Below are 15,952 nucleotides of genomic sequence, written 5' to 3' on the forward strand. Positions count from 1 at the left end.
GGTAGATCGGAAGAAAAAAGAATATTGAGGGTTATAAAGAAAATATTGAGCCCAATATTTTGATCAATGAAATCATGCGTTTAAGGGGGTGTTGGTACAATAAAATATTTTATAATAAATTCCATCACCACAATAATTTAACAATTTAGGCTCAAAACCTGACCAGGTGGTGGCATGTAACTTGCTGAATTCAAATAGGAAAAGTGAAGTATATTGAAATATAAAAGGTTTGTTACAAAACGCATATTTCGTATACCAAGTTGAGGCAGTACACTTGAAGAGTCTTTACCATTATGAATTCTAAACAGCTTCAGTATTTTCTTGTAACCGTGCAAACAGGAAGTATTGCAGCTGCGGCGAGGGAACTGGATATTGCCCAACCGGCAATCAGCCAGCAACTCGCCAATTTAGAGCGGGAAATGGGAAGTGCGTTGTTTGATCGCAGTTTTAAAGGGGTGAGTTTAACTGCGGCAGGTAAGTTGTTTGAAAAGCATGCCCGCAAACTCATCGACGATATCAACAGTGCCAAAATGGAATTGCAGCAGCTTGCGGCAGTTCAGCAAGGCAAAGTGCGCGTGGGCATGTTGCCATCGATTGGTAATGTGCTGTCAATGTCGCTGATTGCGCAGGTAACAAGATGGTATCCGCAGTTAAAATTGGAAATTAGCACAGGCCCATCCTATGCGGTCAAAGAATGGCTGCAAAGCAACCAGATCGACATTGCGTTAACCTACGAGCAGGAAGTGGAGCCCCGGTTTATGTCGGTGTATCCGCTAATAGAAGAATTTATGTATCTGGTGGTTGGGGTAAATGAAGCCTCCGATAACTACACCTCACTGAAAGCCAGGGACACCATTCGTTTCTGGGAGTTGAGTCAGTTCGAATTGCTTACGCCGGGTACCAAAGATGCGCTGGGGAGATTGATCGATAAGTACGAGCGGGAAACAGGTGTCGCATTAAAGCACGACAAAGCCTATTCAGGGCAGTTAATGACAGGACTCAGGCAAGTAATTCAGGGTGAAGGGCTAATGATTTTACCGTCATCGGCCATGTACCACCTGGAAGACAGCAAAGTAGTGAAATCACTGAAAATTACTCAGCCAGAAATGAAACGTCTGGTGATTGCTGCCACAAACAGCAATTTTGCGATTACCGATGCCATTGTAAAAATGATTGCAATCATTCAGGAAGTGACCGCATCAGAACAACAGGCAGGGCACTGGCGAGGGACATTCGTAGGGCAGCTTAAACACGCTGATGTGCGCAGTTTATCAGCGCCAACAAACGCGCCTGGCAGTCTGGAAGCAACCTTAAGGGCTTACGATTAGGTCTCAGTTTGCTTCTGTTTACATTGAGGAAGCACTATGACAATTGGACCAAACCCTAATCATCTGGCCCCCATTGCGGCGGCCGAGCAAGTTACATTTCTGAAGAATATCATTCAGTCGCCCAATATCATTGTGGGAGATTATACCTACGCAGATGATCCGGAGCTTGCGCGTAATTTCGAAAAGAACGTGCTGTATCACTTCGATTTTATCGGCGACAAACTGATCATTGGCAAATTTTGCGCTATCGCGCACAAGGTCACATTTATAATGAATGGTGCCAATCATCCACTGCATGGTGTAAGTACTTATCCGTTTTATATTTTTGGCAATGGTTGGGAGTCAGTTGCACCTCAACCGGGAGAGCTGCCCTATAAAGGTGACACACGTATCGGTAACGATGTTTGGATTGGCTACGATGCCACCATTATGCCTGGCGTAACCATTGGCAACGGGGCCATTGTGGCGTCTAAATCGGTGGTCACTAAAGATGTACCTGCTTATGCGGTTGTCGCAGGCAACCCGGCCCAGGTCTTAAAAATGCGTTATGACGATACTACTATCGCTCTGCTGGAAAAGCTGAGCTGGTGGGATTGGCCGGTTGAGAAAATAACATCGGCCTTACCCGCCATCACCAGCGGCGACATTCCGGCGCTATCGGCTATGGCTGAATGAACTGCAGCGTTTTTACACGCTGCGCTTGAGTCTGGGTAAAATGTACCGTTGTTGATACCACAGCAGCGGGGCAAAAATCGTAAATAAGCCCAGGGCATAGAGCATTTTAGTGCCTAAACCAACAGCAATGGTGGCACAAAAGATACAGCTTAATGCAACCAGTGGCTGGTGACGTGCAGACAGTAGCCTTAAGGCCGCCAGCATACTCGCCAGGTAGATCAGCACAAAGACGCCGTTTACCCAGCCAATCAGATCTTCCAGATCATGCGCACTGTAGTGGGTGATCACCAGCGTTGCTGTCATTACAACCAATATGCATTGCAATGCGCGTTGCGGAACGCGGTAATTGTTCAATTGCTGAAAGTAACGTGGCAACACATTGTCGTTGCTCAGACTCCAAATCAGGCGGGATAAACTGGCGGTATACACATTAACTGTTGCCAGGCCACCTGCCACACCCAATGCGCCGATGATATAGGCGCCACCATTGCTAAATAACTGGTCGAAAACGCTAACCATACTCAGTGTGTCTGTTTGTGGCGTATCAATGAGTAAATAGGTACAACCCAGATAAATCACACCAACTAACAGGGTGCCAGTCATAATAGCGGGTACCAGATCCCGCTTGGGCTCGGCAAAATCCTCAGCCAGATGAGAAATAGCTTCAATACCCAGGAAGCTCCAGAAGGCAATGCCCATCGCCCCGAGCACCGGCGTCCAGTTTAATGGCGCTTGAAACTGCGCTGTCGTGATGATGTCAGGTAAAAATGATTTGCCTGCTACCATCGCAATCACCACCAGGGTGATGATCAGAGTGAGCATAAGTTGCAACGTAGCGGAAAACTGAATGCCCCGGTAATTCAGTAAAAACAACAGCGCAATAATACTAAACTGCACTGGTAGAGCCCATTCTGGTGATAGTCCAAATAAAGTTTCGATAAACCAGTAAGTCATAATAATCGCAGCTGGCGCACCTATGGGAACGACGAATAAAAACAACAATCCAATGGTTCTGCCGGCTGATTTGCCAAACGCCTTTTCAACAAAATACGCAGGGCCCCCGGCATGGGGAAAATGCGACGATAACTTAGCAAACACCATGGCAACCGGCAAAATAGCAAGGGTGAGCAGTACCCAGCTTAACATTGCCCAGTCACTGGCGGTTTCAATGGTCATTTGTGGCAGGATAAATACGCTGGTACCCAGCAAAGTGGTGGTTAGCAGGCCTGCACCTTGCCATCGTCCGATTTTATTTGCGGTGTGTTGCATAATGGTGTTCGATGTCCTGTTTCAGTGAAGTGTCAAAATGTGTACAGTGGTTTTTAGTGTTTTATCGTTATGATTTTAAATTGGTTTTTTATATTTTATTGTGAGGCAGACCAGCAAAAACCAAAGCTCAGGTTTTACAATGCATAAAACCATATTGCGTAATATACTGCTTTTTGTTTTTCATTGTGTGTTAATTGCCCTGCATTCAGCGGGTTGTTACCGTCATTATGACGGTATAAAGCACATTTACCGTTAAAGTGTTGGAATGCTATGGATAAATTCGATCGTGCAATTATCGCACAGCTAAGACAAAACGCACGCGCCAGCGTGTCAGCTATTGCTGATGAAGTGGGGTTGTCGCGCTCAGCGGTAACCGAGCGCATAAAAAAACTGGAGTCAACCAATGTAATTCGCGGTTATCAGGTGATGTTGTCGGAGTCGCAAAAAGAGGGAGTGGCTGCCTACCTGGAGATTCAGCATAAGCGGGCCAGATGTGCCGATGTTGTCCCCTATTTCCGGGCGATACCGGAAGTGGTGTCGTGCTACGGGGTTACCGGAGAATGCGACCTCATCGTATTAATTCGGGCCGATACTATGCGCCGTTTGCACGAGATCCGAGAGCACATAGATACCATAGATGACATCATTAAAATTAAAACTCATGTGGTGCTGAATCAATGGCTGGGTTAGTCGTTGTCGGTATAATTGACACAATTCACTAATGTCAAAAACGTGATTTTATTAAGCCATTAATAGATAACGCTATTTAAATTATGGTCCGGGATATGCACAATTTTTGTACACAATGGCATGTGCTTATTGATGTGAGACAAACAGAGAAGTAGAGGTATGTATGTCTTGTTTAACCCGGGAACTGCAAAAACAATTGGTGCGTTATGTTCAGCGCAATACCAGAATTGACTCTCGCTGTGATCCTGCCTCAGTGCGCAGTGATCTGATTAGTCAGGGCTTATGCCCGAGCTCGGTAACCGAAAGCCAAATGCGACAAATACTTGTAGCAGCTGGTGTAAAGCAAACCCTGCCTAATTAAAAAAGGCGGCGCATAATGCGCCGCCTTTTAGCATCACAAGCCCGATTTATTTCAGATCAAAGCGGTCGTTTTGCATGACTTTAGCCCAGGCTGCCACGAAGTCATTGATGAACTTCTCTTTGGCGTCGCCAGCGGCATACACTTCTGCAATGGCACGCAATTCGGTGTTAGAGCCGAAGATCAGATCTACTGGTGTTGCGGTCCACTTCACTTCGCCAGTGCTGCGATCGCGACCCTCGTAAACGCCTTCCTGGTCGGTTTTGCTCCACACTGTACCCATGTCTAACAGGTTGGTGAAGAAGTCGTTGCTCAATGTACCAGGTTTGCTGGTGAATACACCGTGCTGCACGCCCTGATAGTTGGCATCCAGCGAGCGCAAACCACCCAGAAGTGCGGTCATTTCAGGTACCGACAGGTTCAGCAGATCGGCACGTTCAACCAGCGCTTCTGCAGGAGATAAGTAGTTCTTCTCCGGTGCATAGTAGTTGCGGAATGCATCAGCTACTGGCTCAAGTACAGCAAACGATTCTACATCTGTCATTTCCTGAGAGGCATCCATACGGCCTGGTACAAACGGTACTTTCACGTTGTGACCTGCGTCTTTGGCTGCTTTTTCAATTGCTGCCGCACCCGCCAGAACAATAATGTCTGCTGTAGAAATACGTTTTTTACCAGCCTTGCGGTTAAAGTCATTCTTCACTTTATCCAGTGCCAATAATACTTTATCCAGCTCAGCCGGGTTGTTTACTTCCCAACCGTTCTGAGGCGCAAGGCGAACACGTGCGCCGTTCGCACCACCGCGCATATCTGTACCACGGAAGCTAGCGGCAGAGGCCCAGGCTACGCGAACCAGTTCCTGAACGCTTAAGCCGGTATCCAGAATTGCTTTTTTGAGCTTGGCTACGTCTTTATCGGTAACCAGTTTATGGTCTACCGCCGGAATCGGATCCTGCCATACCAATTCTTCTGCCGGTACTTCGCTGCCCAGGTAGCGCGCACGCGGGCCTAAGTCGCGGTGATTCAGTTTGAACCAGGCTTTGGCAAATGCCAGTTCGAATTGAGCCGGGTCTTCACGGAAGCGTTCTGCAATGGCGCGGAATGCCGGATCTTCTTTCATCGCGATGTCAGTGGTAAACATAATTGGCTTGTGTCGCTTAGTAGCGTCATGAGCGTCAGGTACCATGTTCGCCGCTGCGTCTGTATCAGGCTCCCACTGAATTGCGCCAGCCGGGCTGGTGGTTTTCACCCAGTTAAAGCTGAACAGGTTGTCCAGGTAGTTAGTTGTCCACTGGGTAGGTGTCACTGTCCAGGCACCTTCTAAACCACTGGTTACTGTGTCTTCTGAGTGGCCTTTGCCGCATTTGTTCTTCCAGCCGAAGCCCTGGTCTTCAATGGCACCCGCTGCTGGCTCTGCACCAACACATTCTTCCGGTTTCTTGGCACCGTGTGCTTTACCAAAAGTGTGACCACCGGCAATCAGCGCCACAATTTCTTCGTCGTTCATTGCCATGCGGCCAAACGACATGCGAATGTCTTTTGCTGCCAGTAATGGATCCGGGTTACCGTGCGGACCAACTGGGTTTACGTAGATCAAACCCATCTCAACTGCCGCCAGTGGGCCTTTCAGTTTACCAAACTTGTCGCGACGCTCGTCGGTCAGCATTTTGCCTTCCGGGCCCCAGTAAACGTAGTCTGGTTCCCAGTCATCTTCACGACCACCGGCATAACCGAAAGTTTTAAAACCCATGTCTTCCAGTGCTACGTTACCGGTAAGCGCCATCAGGTCAGCCCAGGAGATCTTGCGGCCATACTTGGATTTAACCGGCCACAACAGGCGACGGGCTTTATCCAGGTTGGCGTTATCCGGCCAGCTGTTCAGCGGATCGAAACGCTGTTGGCCACCGCCTGCACCACCGCGGCCATCATGTACACGGTAGGTACCGGCTGCATGCCAGGCCATACGAATGAAAAACGGACCATAATGGCCGTAGTCTGCTGGCCACCAGTCTTGAGATTGGGTAAGCACGGCGCGGATGTCTTCTTTAACCGCTTTCAGATCCAGTGAATTGAACTCAGCGGCGTAATCAAATTTTTCGCCGTATGGGTTAGATTCAATGCCGTGGGCGCGCAATTGGCTGAGGTCGAGTTGATCCGGCCACCAGAATTTGTTGGTTTTTGGCTCTGCTTCAGCGTGAGCTGAGGCAGTGAACACCACTGGTGATAAGGCAATGGCAATTGCCGCCGCCAGTGATAACGTTTTTTTCATTTTCATATATGCTCTCCTCGTTCGGGATAAAACCCGTGTTGTAAACAAGAGTAGTTGTAAACAGGAATAATTGTTAATGAGGAAAGGGAATTTAGATAATTAAAAAATCAGATTCAGTTGATTGGAAAAACCAAATCAGAGTGCAAGTTAATTTAATTCAATTAGTTGTGTGATTTTTTGGCTAATTTATTACGTGTTTTCTGAAACAGAAAAACCGGCAAAAAACCGGCTTTTTATCTTTCTTATTCAAATGCATTAGTACAATTTATTTTCATTTTATTTACATTGTGACTGACTATTCATCATGCATTCGAAATCCTGATAAACCCCATTGGACCAGCCAAATCCCAATTGCACTTCATACTCGCCGCCGCCGACTGCGCTGGCGGGATTCACTACATTATACTTTTCCAGGATTACGCCATGTGAAGCAAAGTGCGCTGCCATAAGAGAATTCCAACGCTGCATGATAAGCTGAGCAAGATCGTTATAGCCATACTGCATCAGCCCCTTTACGGCGAACCACTGGAGCGGTGCCCAGCCATTGGGTGAATCCCATTGCTGGCTGGTGGTGTTCACTGTAGTAACGAGTCCACCCTCGCAGAGAAAGCGGGCATAAAGCATGTCGGCAACCTGTCTGGCTTGCTCCGCTGTGGCGATGCCGACAAACAATGGCATGACGCCAGCAAGCGACAGTACGCTGGTTTGTTGCCTGGAGGGAAAGTGATAGTCCATAAAATAACCACGTGAAGCCGACCAGCAATACTGGTGTATGGCTTCAGCCCGGATTTGAGCTGAGCGACTGTATTGAATCGCAACATCGCCCGTAGTGTTGTTCGCTAAGGTTCGTTCCAGCTGGTACAGCAAACAATTTAAGTCTACCGGAATGATGTCGCAGGTTCGGATTGTCGATAGCGACTGTGGATCGCTTAACCAGCGCGAACTGAAGTCCCAACCTGACTCGCATGCGGCGCGAATATGCTGGAAGAATAACCCTTTGTCTTGGTCAGAAAAATCTTCTGCTAAGTGGCTGTCTTCGCGATAGCTTTCTGGTCTGGGAGTTGTGCTGGTATCAAAATAGCGATTCAGTATAGTCCCATTGTCTATTTGTACCGTGCGAAGGGTCGCTTCACCGTTAGCACCTGTCTCTTGCTGCATCCAAAAGCGGTACTCGTGCTCGAGACCTGCACATAAATCGGCCTGTAGCTGGTTATCGGCATTGTTGGCAAACCGACTCATTAACGCCAGTACCGGGGGCTGACTGCGCGTTGCGTAATACAGCCTGTTGCCGTTGGGTATGCAGCCAAGCTCAGATTGAATATATAGAAAGTTTTTGATCAGATGATGTACAAGTTCTGTTTTACCGCTGTGCGCCAATCCCAGCGCTGAGAAAAACGTATCCCAATAGTAAATTTCACGGAATCTTCCACCCGGCACAATGTAAGGGTGGGGAAGCGAAATCAGGCTATAGTCATTGCCGGCATCAGCCGGTTTGGTTAGCACGTCCCACATACGCACAATGTAGTCGCTTATACATGAGGGTGTGTCGCCGCCTAGTTTCATATTGACTGACGTAGGAAGTGTAAAGTTAGCACTCACAAACTCAATCAATGAAAAGTCGGGCTGCGCTCGCAATGCCAGATAGTCCGAAAGAATAGTAGCAATCGGTTTAATCGGGGTAGCATCAGCAAATGTCTTGCTGTCTGGGAATATCCCGGCGCATTGTACGTCAATAAACAACGGGCTATCGAAAAACGCCATGACTTCTTGCCAATGACGGTTTGGGGTAGCGGGGCTCGACATGAAAAACCTCTAAACCTGAGAGAAACGTTGAGTTGCGCGATGGAATTGAAACAGCGCCAACAATAAGCCGGATAACGGCACCAGTGCGAGATAGAAGGCAACCTGCCCACTGAATGCGGCAAATACACTACCCGTGATAATTGAGCCAGTGGTGCCACCCAATGCGGAAAATACCACTATTAGCCCAGTCATAGGCGCATGCTGGTGCTTGGGCAGAGAGCTAAGCATGACAGAATTTAACACCGGATAGATAGGCGCCATCAGCAGGCCAATTAACGGGAAAAGGTAACCTGCCAATGGAATGTCTAACAGGCCTTGCACACTGTTTTCTTGTACTGGTTGGGCTAACGGCAGGCTTACGCAAATCAGTATTGCCATGGCGATGAGACAGCCGTTTAAAAAAGGATACCAGTGGAGTTTGCGAAGCACGGCGCCCGCAGATAAGCGTCCTACTGCCAGTGCAATGGCAAATACACTGGTAAGCTGAATACTGATATTCACGGGTAAACCAATCACTTCGCGGTTAAATGTGGGTAACCAGGAACCGATCCCCTGTTCTATGAGAACGTATAAAAATACCGAAATCACAAAGATGAGTACCAGCGGCTGATACGTTAGTTTCAGGGTAGTAATAAAGTCTTGCCACGCTCCCGCTTTTAGCGGTGGAAGGGCGGGCTTTTCAATCGGCGCCAGCCATACTATTAGTGCAACCAATCCACCTAGTGCGGCTAAGGGGTAGTACACGTTCAACCAGCCCAGATCGCTGGGGTTTTGATGATCGATAAAGGCGGCAAACACCCAATAGCCACTCAATACACCCAGCATAAAAATGCCTTCTACCACATTCATGATCGATGAGTGGGCACGAGTGTCAGGGGCAAGCTGGCCAATAATCGCGTACACCGACACTTTAACCAGCGCAAAGCTGGTACCTACGCATGCAAATAGCAGTTTTATCATCCAGAAATCGGGTATGGATGGGGTAGCAGCGCAAGCGAGTGTAACTAAAAATAAACCGGTGAGTAATGCCGCCTTGTAGCCCACTCTGGGAATAAACGAGGCGACAAGAAAAGAGACAAAGGCAATGGATAAATCCTTAAAGCCTTCCAGTGTACTGGCATCGGGCTTGGATATATCGAAACTGTTGATAGATTGCAGGATCACAGTGCCTACGCTGTTCAGCAGAATGGCAAACAAAAAGTAACTCGCAGCAATGGCGGCAAACACAAGAAATCGCGGCATCTGTAAATACTCTGTTAATACATTTTGGCGAAGTCTAGCCTTAGCAATACAAAAATGCAAACGTTTGCATTTCGTGTTACTAAGATTCACCATTGTTTACTGGTATATAACTAGCTGGACAATCTCTTAACCAAATAGGTTTCAACCACTTGAGATGATACGGGTTGTTGATTCACCTGACACAGCAGTTGTTCCACCATCAGGTGTGCTGCCATCGTCACATTCTGATGTACGGTTGTGAGCGCCGGATGCATAAGTTCAGCAAGCATAATGTCATCATAGCCGACAATTTTCACATCGCCAGGAATACCGACATAGCGTTCCTTCAATGCTTTTATGGCACCAAATGCCACCATGTCGCTTACGCAAATTAAGCCGTCGAAGTACAGACCATGCTGTTTAATTGCGTCATTAATACACGCATGAGCGGCAGTAGAGGTAATATCAATGGGTTTGGTAAATGACGGATCGACGGTTAACCCTGCATCGCGATGCGCGTTTACATAGCCTTTATGGCGTTGTTCCATCTCTGCGTGACCGGGATCGCCCAGAAAAAGAATGTGTTTACTACCGCGCTCAATCAGGTGTTTGGTGGCCATGTAGCCACCAGCGTAGTTGTCGCCCCCAATGATAGGATAGTTGGCCGGCGTATGGGGCTCTCCCCACACTACAATAGGGACCTGTGCCTCTGCAGCCTTGTCTATTTTAACGGTACTTTTTCCCTGACCAACCACAATGATGCCATCAGCCCGCTGGCTGGACACAAAATAGCTGGCCCAATCATCGCTGGCCATAAACGAGTTCGACAACAGCATTTCATAACCGGCGGCGTTCAGTGCTTTATTCAATTCACCCACAATTTTTAGCAGAAAGGGGTCCGATACGCTTTGTTCTGTGTGATCGATCAGGTTCAGGATCACTGCAATTACATGGGTTTTTTGGGTACGCAAACGACTGGCAGCGGCGTTTACGCTAAAGTTGTGTTCACTGGCGAGCGCCTGAATGCGAGCTCTGGTTTCTTCCTTAATTAACGGATTGTCTTTTAACGCACGGGATGCGGTTGAGGTGGAAACGCCCGCCAGCTCGGCCAACTTGGCCAGGGTTAATTTGCTATCTGTTTTCAATGGTATGGATGCTCAAAATACCTTTTTATTCACTATAACGTGAATTGAGCAAATTGACACCCTGAAGTCCCCAAACCATGCACTCCTCGTAGCGTTGGCGCTTTTATGCTGAGCGTCTGGCAGGAGTACACCATGGTTTACGATTCCGGAAATGCTTAATTGCAATCGTTTGCATTTTATTATTGCAAACGTTTGCATTGTGATCTATTTTGACGTCTATACCGCACTTTGTGACAAAAAATTAACCAAATAACTGGTCGCGGTTAACAACTAATTTTGACTATCGTTCAGGAGCACACCATGAAAACAGGTTTTTCAAAATGCGTGTTAGCCAGCGCGGTTGCCTTTGCTTTTGCAGGGCATTCAGCGGTTGCACAAGAAGCCAAAAACACCCCGTCAGCAGGTGATGACACAGAAATCATCGTTGTTAGTGGTACGCCGGGTGGCGCGGGGATCAGAAAAATTGATGCCAGCTTTGCGGTAACGAATATCGACGCCAGCGACATTGAAAAACTTGCGCCTAAATCTACCGCTGATTTGTTTAAAGCCATTCCAGGGATTTGGGTTGAAAGCTCTGGTGGTGAGTCGGGCGCAAACGTATTTGTACGCGGATTCCCCGGCGGTGGTGATGCACCATTCTTAACCTTATCTTTGCAGGGATCGCCTGTGTATCCGGCTCCAACGCTGTCGTTCCTGGAAAACACGCAGCTATTTCGTATCGACGAAACCATTGAAATGGTGGAAGGGTTACGCGGTGGTCCAAACCCGGTAGTGAGCAATGGTCAGCCTGGGTTAACGACCAACTTCCGTTTAAAACGCGGCGGCGAGAGCACTGAGGCGCTGGCTAAGTACACGGTGTCAGATTACGGGCTGAACCGGGTAGACCTGGTGTTGAGCGGTGCGTTGGATGATGATCTTTATTACATGATCGGTGGTTACGTAAAGAGTTCTCCGGGGATCCGCGATGCGGGTTTTCGCTCTGAGCAGGGTAATCAATTCACCATTAACCTCACCAAGGTTTTCGAAAATGGCGAGTTGAATCTGTACACACGTCAAACTGACGATCACGGCACCTGGTACCTGCCGACACCACTGAATGTGGACGGCATTGATGCGGGTTATACACAAATTGGCCCGATGAACCGTCAGGCTACCATTACTTATGGGCCAGACAATACCGAAGAGTCTTTCGATTTCGCTAACGGCCGGGGTTGGGACGGCCACGTGAGCGGCGGAAGTCTGAAGCTGAATTTAGCAGACGGCTGGCGTGTGGTTGACCGCTTCTCCATTACTGATGGCAACGCCAATACTTTTGGTTTGGTGCCTAATGGTTCTGCAACAACGGTTGCTGACGTTACTGATGCAGTAGTAACTGGTGCCGTAACCGGCGCAACTTATGGCGGTAATACGCCGATTCAGCAAATTGGCCGCTGGGTAGTACTGAAAGACATTTTTGCTTTTACCAATGATGTTGCCGTTTCCAAGAGCTGGGACAACTTCGATACCGCCTTTGGTTTATATACCGCTACTACAGAAGCCAAAGACTGGTGGAGCCTGGGTAATCATGCCTATCACGTATTGCAACCCGGCGGTGAAATGCTAGCAGGGATCGACTGTAATACAGCACCGGAAGGCTGCGGCTGGAACTACGACATCAACTCTGCAGGTGACGCACAAACTACTGCCTTTTACGGCACGCTGTCTTACTACGGTATTGACAACCTGATCATCGACGCCGGTATTCGTCGCGAGCAGCACGAAGTTAACTACTCTGTTGACGAAGGTTTGGACGGTGTGGTTACTAAGGCCGTTCAATACGACGAAAGCAAAACGTCCTGGACGTTCGGTGCGAACTACGCACTTGATGACTTCAGTGGTGTGTTTGTACGCGTAAACCGCGGTTACAAAATGCCTTACTTTGACGACTTCCGTGATAACTGGGGTGCGTACACCGGCGGCGACGAGCTGATCAAAGAAGTTACTCAGGGCGAAGTGGGTTACAAGTATATGAATGACGAATTGCAATTCTTTGCAACGTTGTTTGCAAACCGGGTGAAAGGCGACACCTTTGTTCGTCAGCCCGGCGCACCAGCGGAAATACTGACCAACGAGGCAATGGGTATTGAACTGGATGGTAATTATGAGCATGACTCAGGCTTTAGTCTGAATCTGAATGCCACTGTGCAGGACACAGAAATTACCGCCAGCGCGTCGAATCAGGGCAATGAAGCGCAACGTCAGCCTGGCTGGCAGGTACGTATGACGCCATCTTACGAGTTTGAGGTGAGCGAGATGTACGCCAATGTGTATGCCACAATAACGGCCGTTGACGACCGCTTTGGCAACAACGAAAACACCGTTGTTCTGCCTGGTTATGAAAAAGTGGACTTTGGTGTCATGTTGGAGCCAACAGATAAACTAAAACTACAACTATCGGTAGATAACGTAACGGACGAGCAAGGCATTACGGAAGGTGACCCACGTAACGCTGATGCACCCAACGGCCGTTATATTCTGCCTCGCAGTGTGAAGTTCAGCATCTCATACGCGCTGTACTAAGCTGATTTCTGTTTCCAAAGACACATTTGTAGCCCGGGTTCGCCCGGGCTTTTTTACATTTCCACGCCGTATCATTCGTACGATAAACGTTAACTTCATGATATGCTTACCGGATTCACGCTTCTGAAGAACTTATAACACGCAATGATAGGTACCCTTCAACGTCATTTAATAAACCTGGATATGCTGCTGGCTGATCTGGAAATACTGCACGCCAGTGAATACGGACAGGCGGGGCACATTAAATTATTACGCGATATTCAAACTGTGCTCAAAGCCATTGATGACGTTGCCAAAGGCGAAACCGTTACGTCGTTTCAAAAAGCAGTCTCAACAACCGGATTGGCCAAAGCCATGGAAGACAAACGCATGCCGGGGATCTATAACCGCCTGATTGGATACGTGCTGGAATACTGGCAAACCAGTGAAAAGATCGAGGCCATTCTGGCGGACCAGTTTGACGAAAATGCCGATAAACGCCTTGACCTGCTGCAGGTAAAAAATATAAAGGCCAAGTCACAATTCAAAACGGTGGCACGTGCGATGGGCAAACACGACTACGAGTTGTTTGTACAAAATCTCGGGCTGAATCATCCCGATTGGGCCTGGCAGGCTTAAAAATCTCACCAATTTAATGTTTAAAATACCCAAATACTGCGCCGATAATGACTTTGTTGGCGATGTTAATTTGCGATAAAATTGAAAAAATATCATGTAACTGCTTGTTATTTATAGTAGTTAGGTTAATTTAAATTATTGCCATTGTCATGGAGGACTAAAACGCACAGCAAAGATAAACAGGCTTTTACAACACTTAATAATAAAAAATTCGTGTAAGCAAATAATATGGAGGTTTTATGGCACTCGTAGCATGTTGGGAATGTGACTCGCAAATCAGTGATTCGTCACCAAGCTGTCCACAATGTGGTGCTCCAGGAAAAGATAGTCAGTTAACGCAGGTTAATGCTGTAAATGATGAGGTCGCACAGGAAATTAAACGTTCTGCTGAGGCTAAGCTAATTCGGCAGGGCTTACTGAAAGAATTAGGCGCCAAATTTGCGTCAGAGACTCATGAAAAATTCTTCTCTGTGACGCAGAAAGGTAAAAAATGTCATTTATCTGTGAAGTGGCAGCCTTATATAATCGATGATCACAACAAGGATAAAGAAGTCACCACCCAGGTAACTCAGCGTAAGGGCACCACACGCAATGGTAATAGTTATGTAAAAGATGTAGATGTGAAACACACTACAACACATTATGATTACATTGATGCATATGACATTAACGGCGAGCTCTGTAAATTCCGGCTAGTGGATTTGGATTTGGATAAATTAAAGACCGGACAGGTAGTGAGTCTGGGATGGTTAATGAATTCTGATTCACAAACACAAGGGGATGACATTATTGAAACCGGTAGCGTATATGGGCAGTCTTGGGATGGTAATAGGCAGCCTTCTTTAATTGTTCAGCATCAAGATACTGAGCGAACACCAGAATATGCTTTTCAGGCTTTAAAAGCATCGGCATTCCACAGTGCAATTCATACTCATTCAATAGGAACTTGGCATTTGCTATGGGTTGGTGGCCTGGTCTATTTGGGATTTGATTTGTACAATCGTAAAATTGATTTTGGTTGGCCAGTACTTGCCGCAACTGCAGGCGTAGCGTTACTAATTAAAGGTATACGTTACTTCAATTCAGCCAAGCCCCTAAAGCAGTTTGATGAGTGGTACAGAAAATCGCTTAACGACGAAGCCAAACGCGGGCAGGAGGCGTTTGCGGTCGTTGCGAGCCGTTTTAAGTAAGCAATACCTGAAGGAGGCAGTTTGCCTCCTTCATACTTTGGGAGGAACATTTAGAAGCGGTATTCAACCCCGATACTGGCTTGCTTCAGATCCGTTTCAAAATTGGTATCTTCCAGGTCGTCAGCGACCTGATCAGCGTCCAGCTCCGTGTCATACACCACATATTCGGCATTGATTAAAAACTGCGGCGTAACCGCGAAACTTAAACCGGCACCGACAAACACACTCTCGTCGTCTTTTGTGGTTGTCGCGCCTGCTAACCGATAATCGGTTTCAGACCACAGTTGACCCAGCTTAGCGTAAGCTGATAGTCCACCAACAATAGGGATGATTCCTTTCAGCGCCGCGGTGTAACCGTCCGTTGATGCACCTGCTACATTATTGCCGTAGTCACCAAAGTCGATGTACGAGCCTTCCAGTGCAATGTAGGAATTGAATTTGTAACCCAATACGCCCTGCCATACATCTTTGTCGTCATCAAACTCGTCTTCGCCTTCAACGCGCAGGTAGCCATAATTACCACCTACATAAATGCCCGATTCATTCAGGTTTTCATCTGGCGATTGTGCGTAAGTATTAAAAGCCGTTACAGCGGTTAACGCGGTTAGTGTAGTGATCAGTTTTTTCATAACACGATTCCTCTTGTTAATGATTGGCTTCCGGAGTAAAAGGCAGCCGGAATAGCACGTTTGGTTACAAGAGATATTTCAAGTCGTGTGCCAATCATTATCTGCCTGATTGGAGGGTAAAAACTGGAATTTTTTTCATGGTTGTTGTTTTTTTGCGCGCAATTTTGACAAAAAAGGCGATCTGTAGCCATTCTGCAA

The 15,952-nt window shown here is 47.4% G+C and carries 13 protein-coding genes; 7 read left to right on the forward strand and 6 right to left on the reverse strand.

Annotation, left to right across the window (positions count from 1 at the left end; translation table 11 throughout):
• Positions 1-293: 293 nt before the first annotated feature.
• A complete protein-coding gene (locus tag FJ444_RS19935; protein ID WP_140961453.1) occupies positions 294-1,328 on the forward strand; it encodes a LysR family transcriptional regulator in 1,035 nt (344 codons plus the stop codon).
• Between the two features lie 36 nt (positions 1,329-1,364).
• The gene (locus FJ444_RS19940; RefSeq protein WP_140961455.1) at positions 1,365-2,003 is read left to right on the forward strand and encodes a Vat family streptogramin A O-acetyltransferase; all 639 of its coding nucleotides are present in this window, start codon (positions 1,365-1,367) and stop codon (positions 2,001-2,003) included.
• Between the two features lie 12 nt (positions 2,004-2,015).
• Here FJ444_RS19940 and yjeH read toward each other — a convergent pair whose 3' ends face one another.
• A complete protein-coding gene (yjeH, locus tag FJ444_RS19945; protein ID WP_140961457.1) occupies positions 2,016-3,272 on the reverse strand; it encodes an L-methionine/branched-chain amino acid transporter in 1,257 nt (418 codons plus the stop codon).
• A 270-nt stretch (positions 3,273-3,542) separates the two neighbouring features.
• Between yjeH and FJ444_RS19950 the strand changes: the two genes are divergently transcribed.
• Both FJ444_RS19950 and FJ444_RS19955 read left to right on the forward strand, forming a co-directional pair.
• The gene (locus FJ444_RS19950; RefSeq protein ID WP_140961459.1) at positions 3,543-3,962 is read left to right on the forward strand and encodes an Lrp/AsnC family transcriptional regulator; all 420 of its coding nucleotides are present in this window, start codon (positions 3,543-3,545) and stop codon (positions 3,960-3,962) included.
• A gap of 163 nt (positions 3,963-4,125) precedes the next feature.
• On the forward strand, positions 4,126-4,323 hold the full coding sequence (locus FJ444_RS19955) for a hypothetical protein (protein ID WP_140961461.1): 198 nt from the start codon (positions 4,126-4,128) through the stop codon (positions 4,321-4,323).
• 46 nt (positions 4,324-4,369) lie between these two features.
• Here the strand turns inward: FJ444_RS19955 and katG are convergent, their stop codons facing one another.
• The 4 genes from katG to FJ444_RS19975 form a co-directional block, all read right to left on the reverse strand.
• The gene (gene katG / locus FJ444_RS19960) at positions 4,370-6,595 is read right to left on the reverse strand and encodes a catalase/peroxidase HPI (protein WP_140961463.1); all 2,226 of its coding nucleotides are present in this window, start codon (positions 6,593-6,595) and stop codon (positions 4,370-4,372) included.
• A 270-nt stretch (positions 6,596-6,865) separates the two neighbouring features.
• Positions 6,866-8,392, reverse strand: coding sequence for a trehalase family glycosidase (locus FJ444_RS19965; protein WP_255439359.1), 1,527 nt, complete (start codon positions 8,390-8,392; stop codon positions 6,866-6,868).
• A 9-nt stretch (positions 8,393-8,401) separates the two neighbouring features.
• Entirely contained in the window at positions 8,402-9,634 is a 1,233-nt protein-coding gene (locus FJ444_RS19970) for a sugar MFS transporter (protein ID WP_140961465.1), read from the reverse strand.
• 110 nt (positions 9,635-9,744) lie between these two features.
• Positions 9,745-10,758 (reverse strand): LacI family DNA-binding transcriptional regulator, encoded by a 1,014-nt coding sequence (locus FJ444_RS19975; RefSeq protein ID WP_140961467.1) that lies wholly within the window; start codon positions 10,756-10,758, stop codon positions 9,745-9,747.
• A 300-nt stretch (positions 10,759-11,058) separates the two neighbouring features.
• Between FJ444_RS19975 and FJ444_RS19980 the strand changes: the two genes are divergently transcribed.
• The 3 genes from FJ444_RS19980 (at position 11,059) to FJ444_RS19990 (ending at position 15,125) form a co-directional block, all read left to right on the forward strand.
• The gene (locus FJ444_RS19980) at positions 11,059-13,317 is read left to right on the forward strand and encodes a TonB-dependent receptor (protein WP_140961469.1); all 2,259 of its coding nucleotides are present in this window, start codon (positions 11,059-11,061) and stop codon (positions 13,315-13,317) included.
• Between the two features lie 144 nt (positions 13,318-13,461).
• Positions 13,462-13,935 carry a hypothetical protein gene (locus tag FJ444_RS19985; RefSeq protein WP_140961471.1) on the forward strand — a complete coding sequence of 158 codons (474 nt, stop codon included), beginning with the start codon at positions 13,462-13,464 and terminating at the stop codon, positions 13,933-13,935.
• A 239-nt stretch (positions 13,936-14,174) separates the two neighbouring features.
• Positions 14,175-15,125: a zinc ribbon domain-containing protein gene (locus FJ444_RS19990; RefSeq protein ID WP_140961473.1), complete on the forward strand. Its 951-nt coding sequence runs from the start codon at positions 14,175-14,177 to the stop codon at positions 15,123-15,125.
• A gap of 50 nt (positions 15,126-15,175) precedes the next feature.
• Here the strand turns inward: FJ444_RS19990 and FJ444_RS19995 are convergent, their stop codons facing one another.
• Positions 15,176-15,754, reverse strand: a complete 579-nt coding sequence (locus FJ444_RS19995) for a porin family protein (RefSeq protein ID WP_140961475.1) — start codon at positions 15,752-15,754, stop codon at positions 15,176-15,178.
• Between the last annotated feature and the right edge of the window lie 198 nt (positions 15,755-15,952).

The sequence above is a fragment of the Aestuariibacter sp. GS-14 genome, from assembly GCF_006494365.1.
GTDB lineage: Bacteria > Pseudomonadota > Gammaproteobacteria > Enterobacterales > Alteromonadaceae > Alteromonas > Alteromonas mangrovi.

Coding starts and splice junctions, on each gene's coding strand:
- katG (WP_140961463.1), bottom strand. CDS start 6,595: ATGAAAATGAAAAAAACGTTATCACTGGCGGCGGCAATTGCCATTGCC.
- FJ444_RS19935 (WP_140961453.1), top strand. CDS start 294: ATGAATTCTAAACAGCTTCAGTATTTTCTTGTAACCGTGCAAACAGGA.
- FJ444_RS19950 (WP_140961459.1), top strand. CDS start 3,543: ATGGATAAATTCGATCGTGCAATTATCGCACAGCTAAGACAAAACGCA.
- FJ444_RS19955 (WP_140961461.1), top strand. CDS start 4,126: ATGTCTTGTTTAACCCGGGAACTGCAAAAACAATTGGTGCGTTATGTT.
- FJ444_RS19995 (WP_140961475.1), bottom strand. CDS start 15,754: ATGAAAAAACTGATCACTACACTAACCGCGTTAACCGCTGTAACGGCT.
- FJ444_RS19980 (WP_140961469.1), top strand. CDS start 11,059: ATGAAAACAGGTTTTTCAAAATGCGTGTTAGCCAGCGCGGTTGCCTTT.
- FJ444_RS19990 (WP_140961473.1), top strand. CDS start 14,175: ATGGCACTCGTAGCATGTTGGGAATGTGACTCGCAAATCAGTGATTCG.
- yjeH (WP_140961457.1), bottom strand. CDS start 3,272: ATGCAACACACCGCAAATAAAATCGGACGATGGCAAGGTGCAGGCCTG.
- FJ444_RS19940 (WP_140961455.1), top strand. CDS start 1,365: ATGACAATTGGACCAAACCCTAATCATCTGGCCCCCATTGCGGCGGCC.
- FJ444_RS19985 (WP_140961471.1), top strand. CDS start 13,462: ATGATAGGTACCCTTCAACGTCATTTAATAAACCTGGATATGCTGCTG.
- FJ444_RS19970 (WP_140961465.1), bottom strand. CDS start 9,634: ATGCCGCGATTTCTTGTGTTTGCCGCCATTGCTGCGAGTTACTTTTTG.
- FJ444_RS19965 (WP_255439359.1), bottom strand. CDS start 8,392: ATGTCGAGCCCCGCTACCCCAAACCGTCATTGGCAAGAAGTCATGGCG.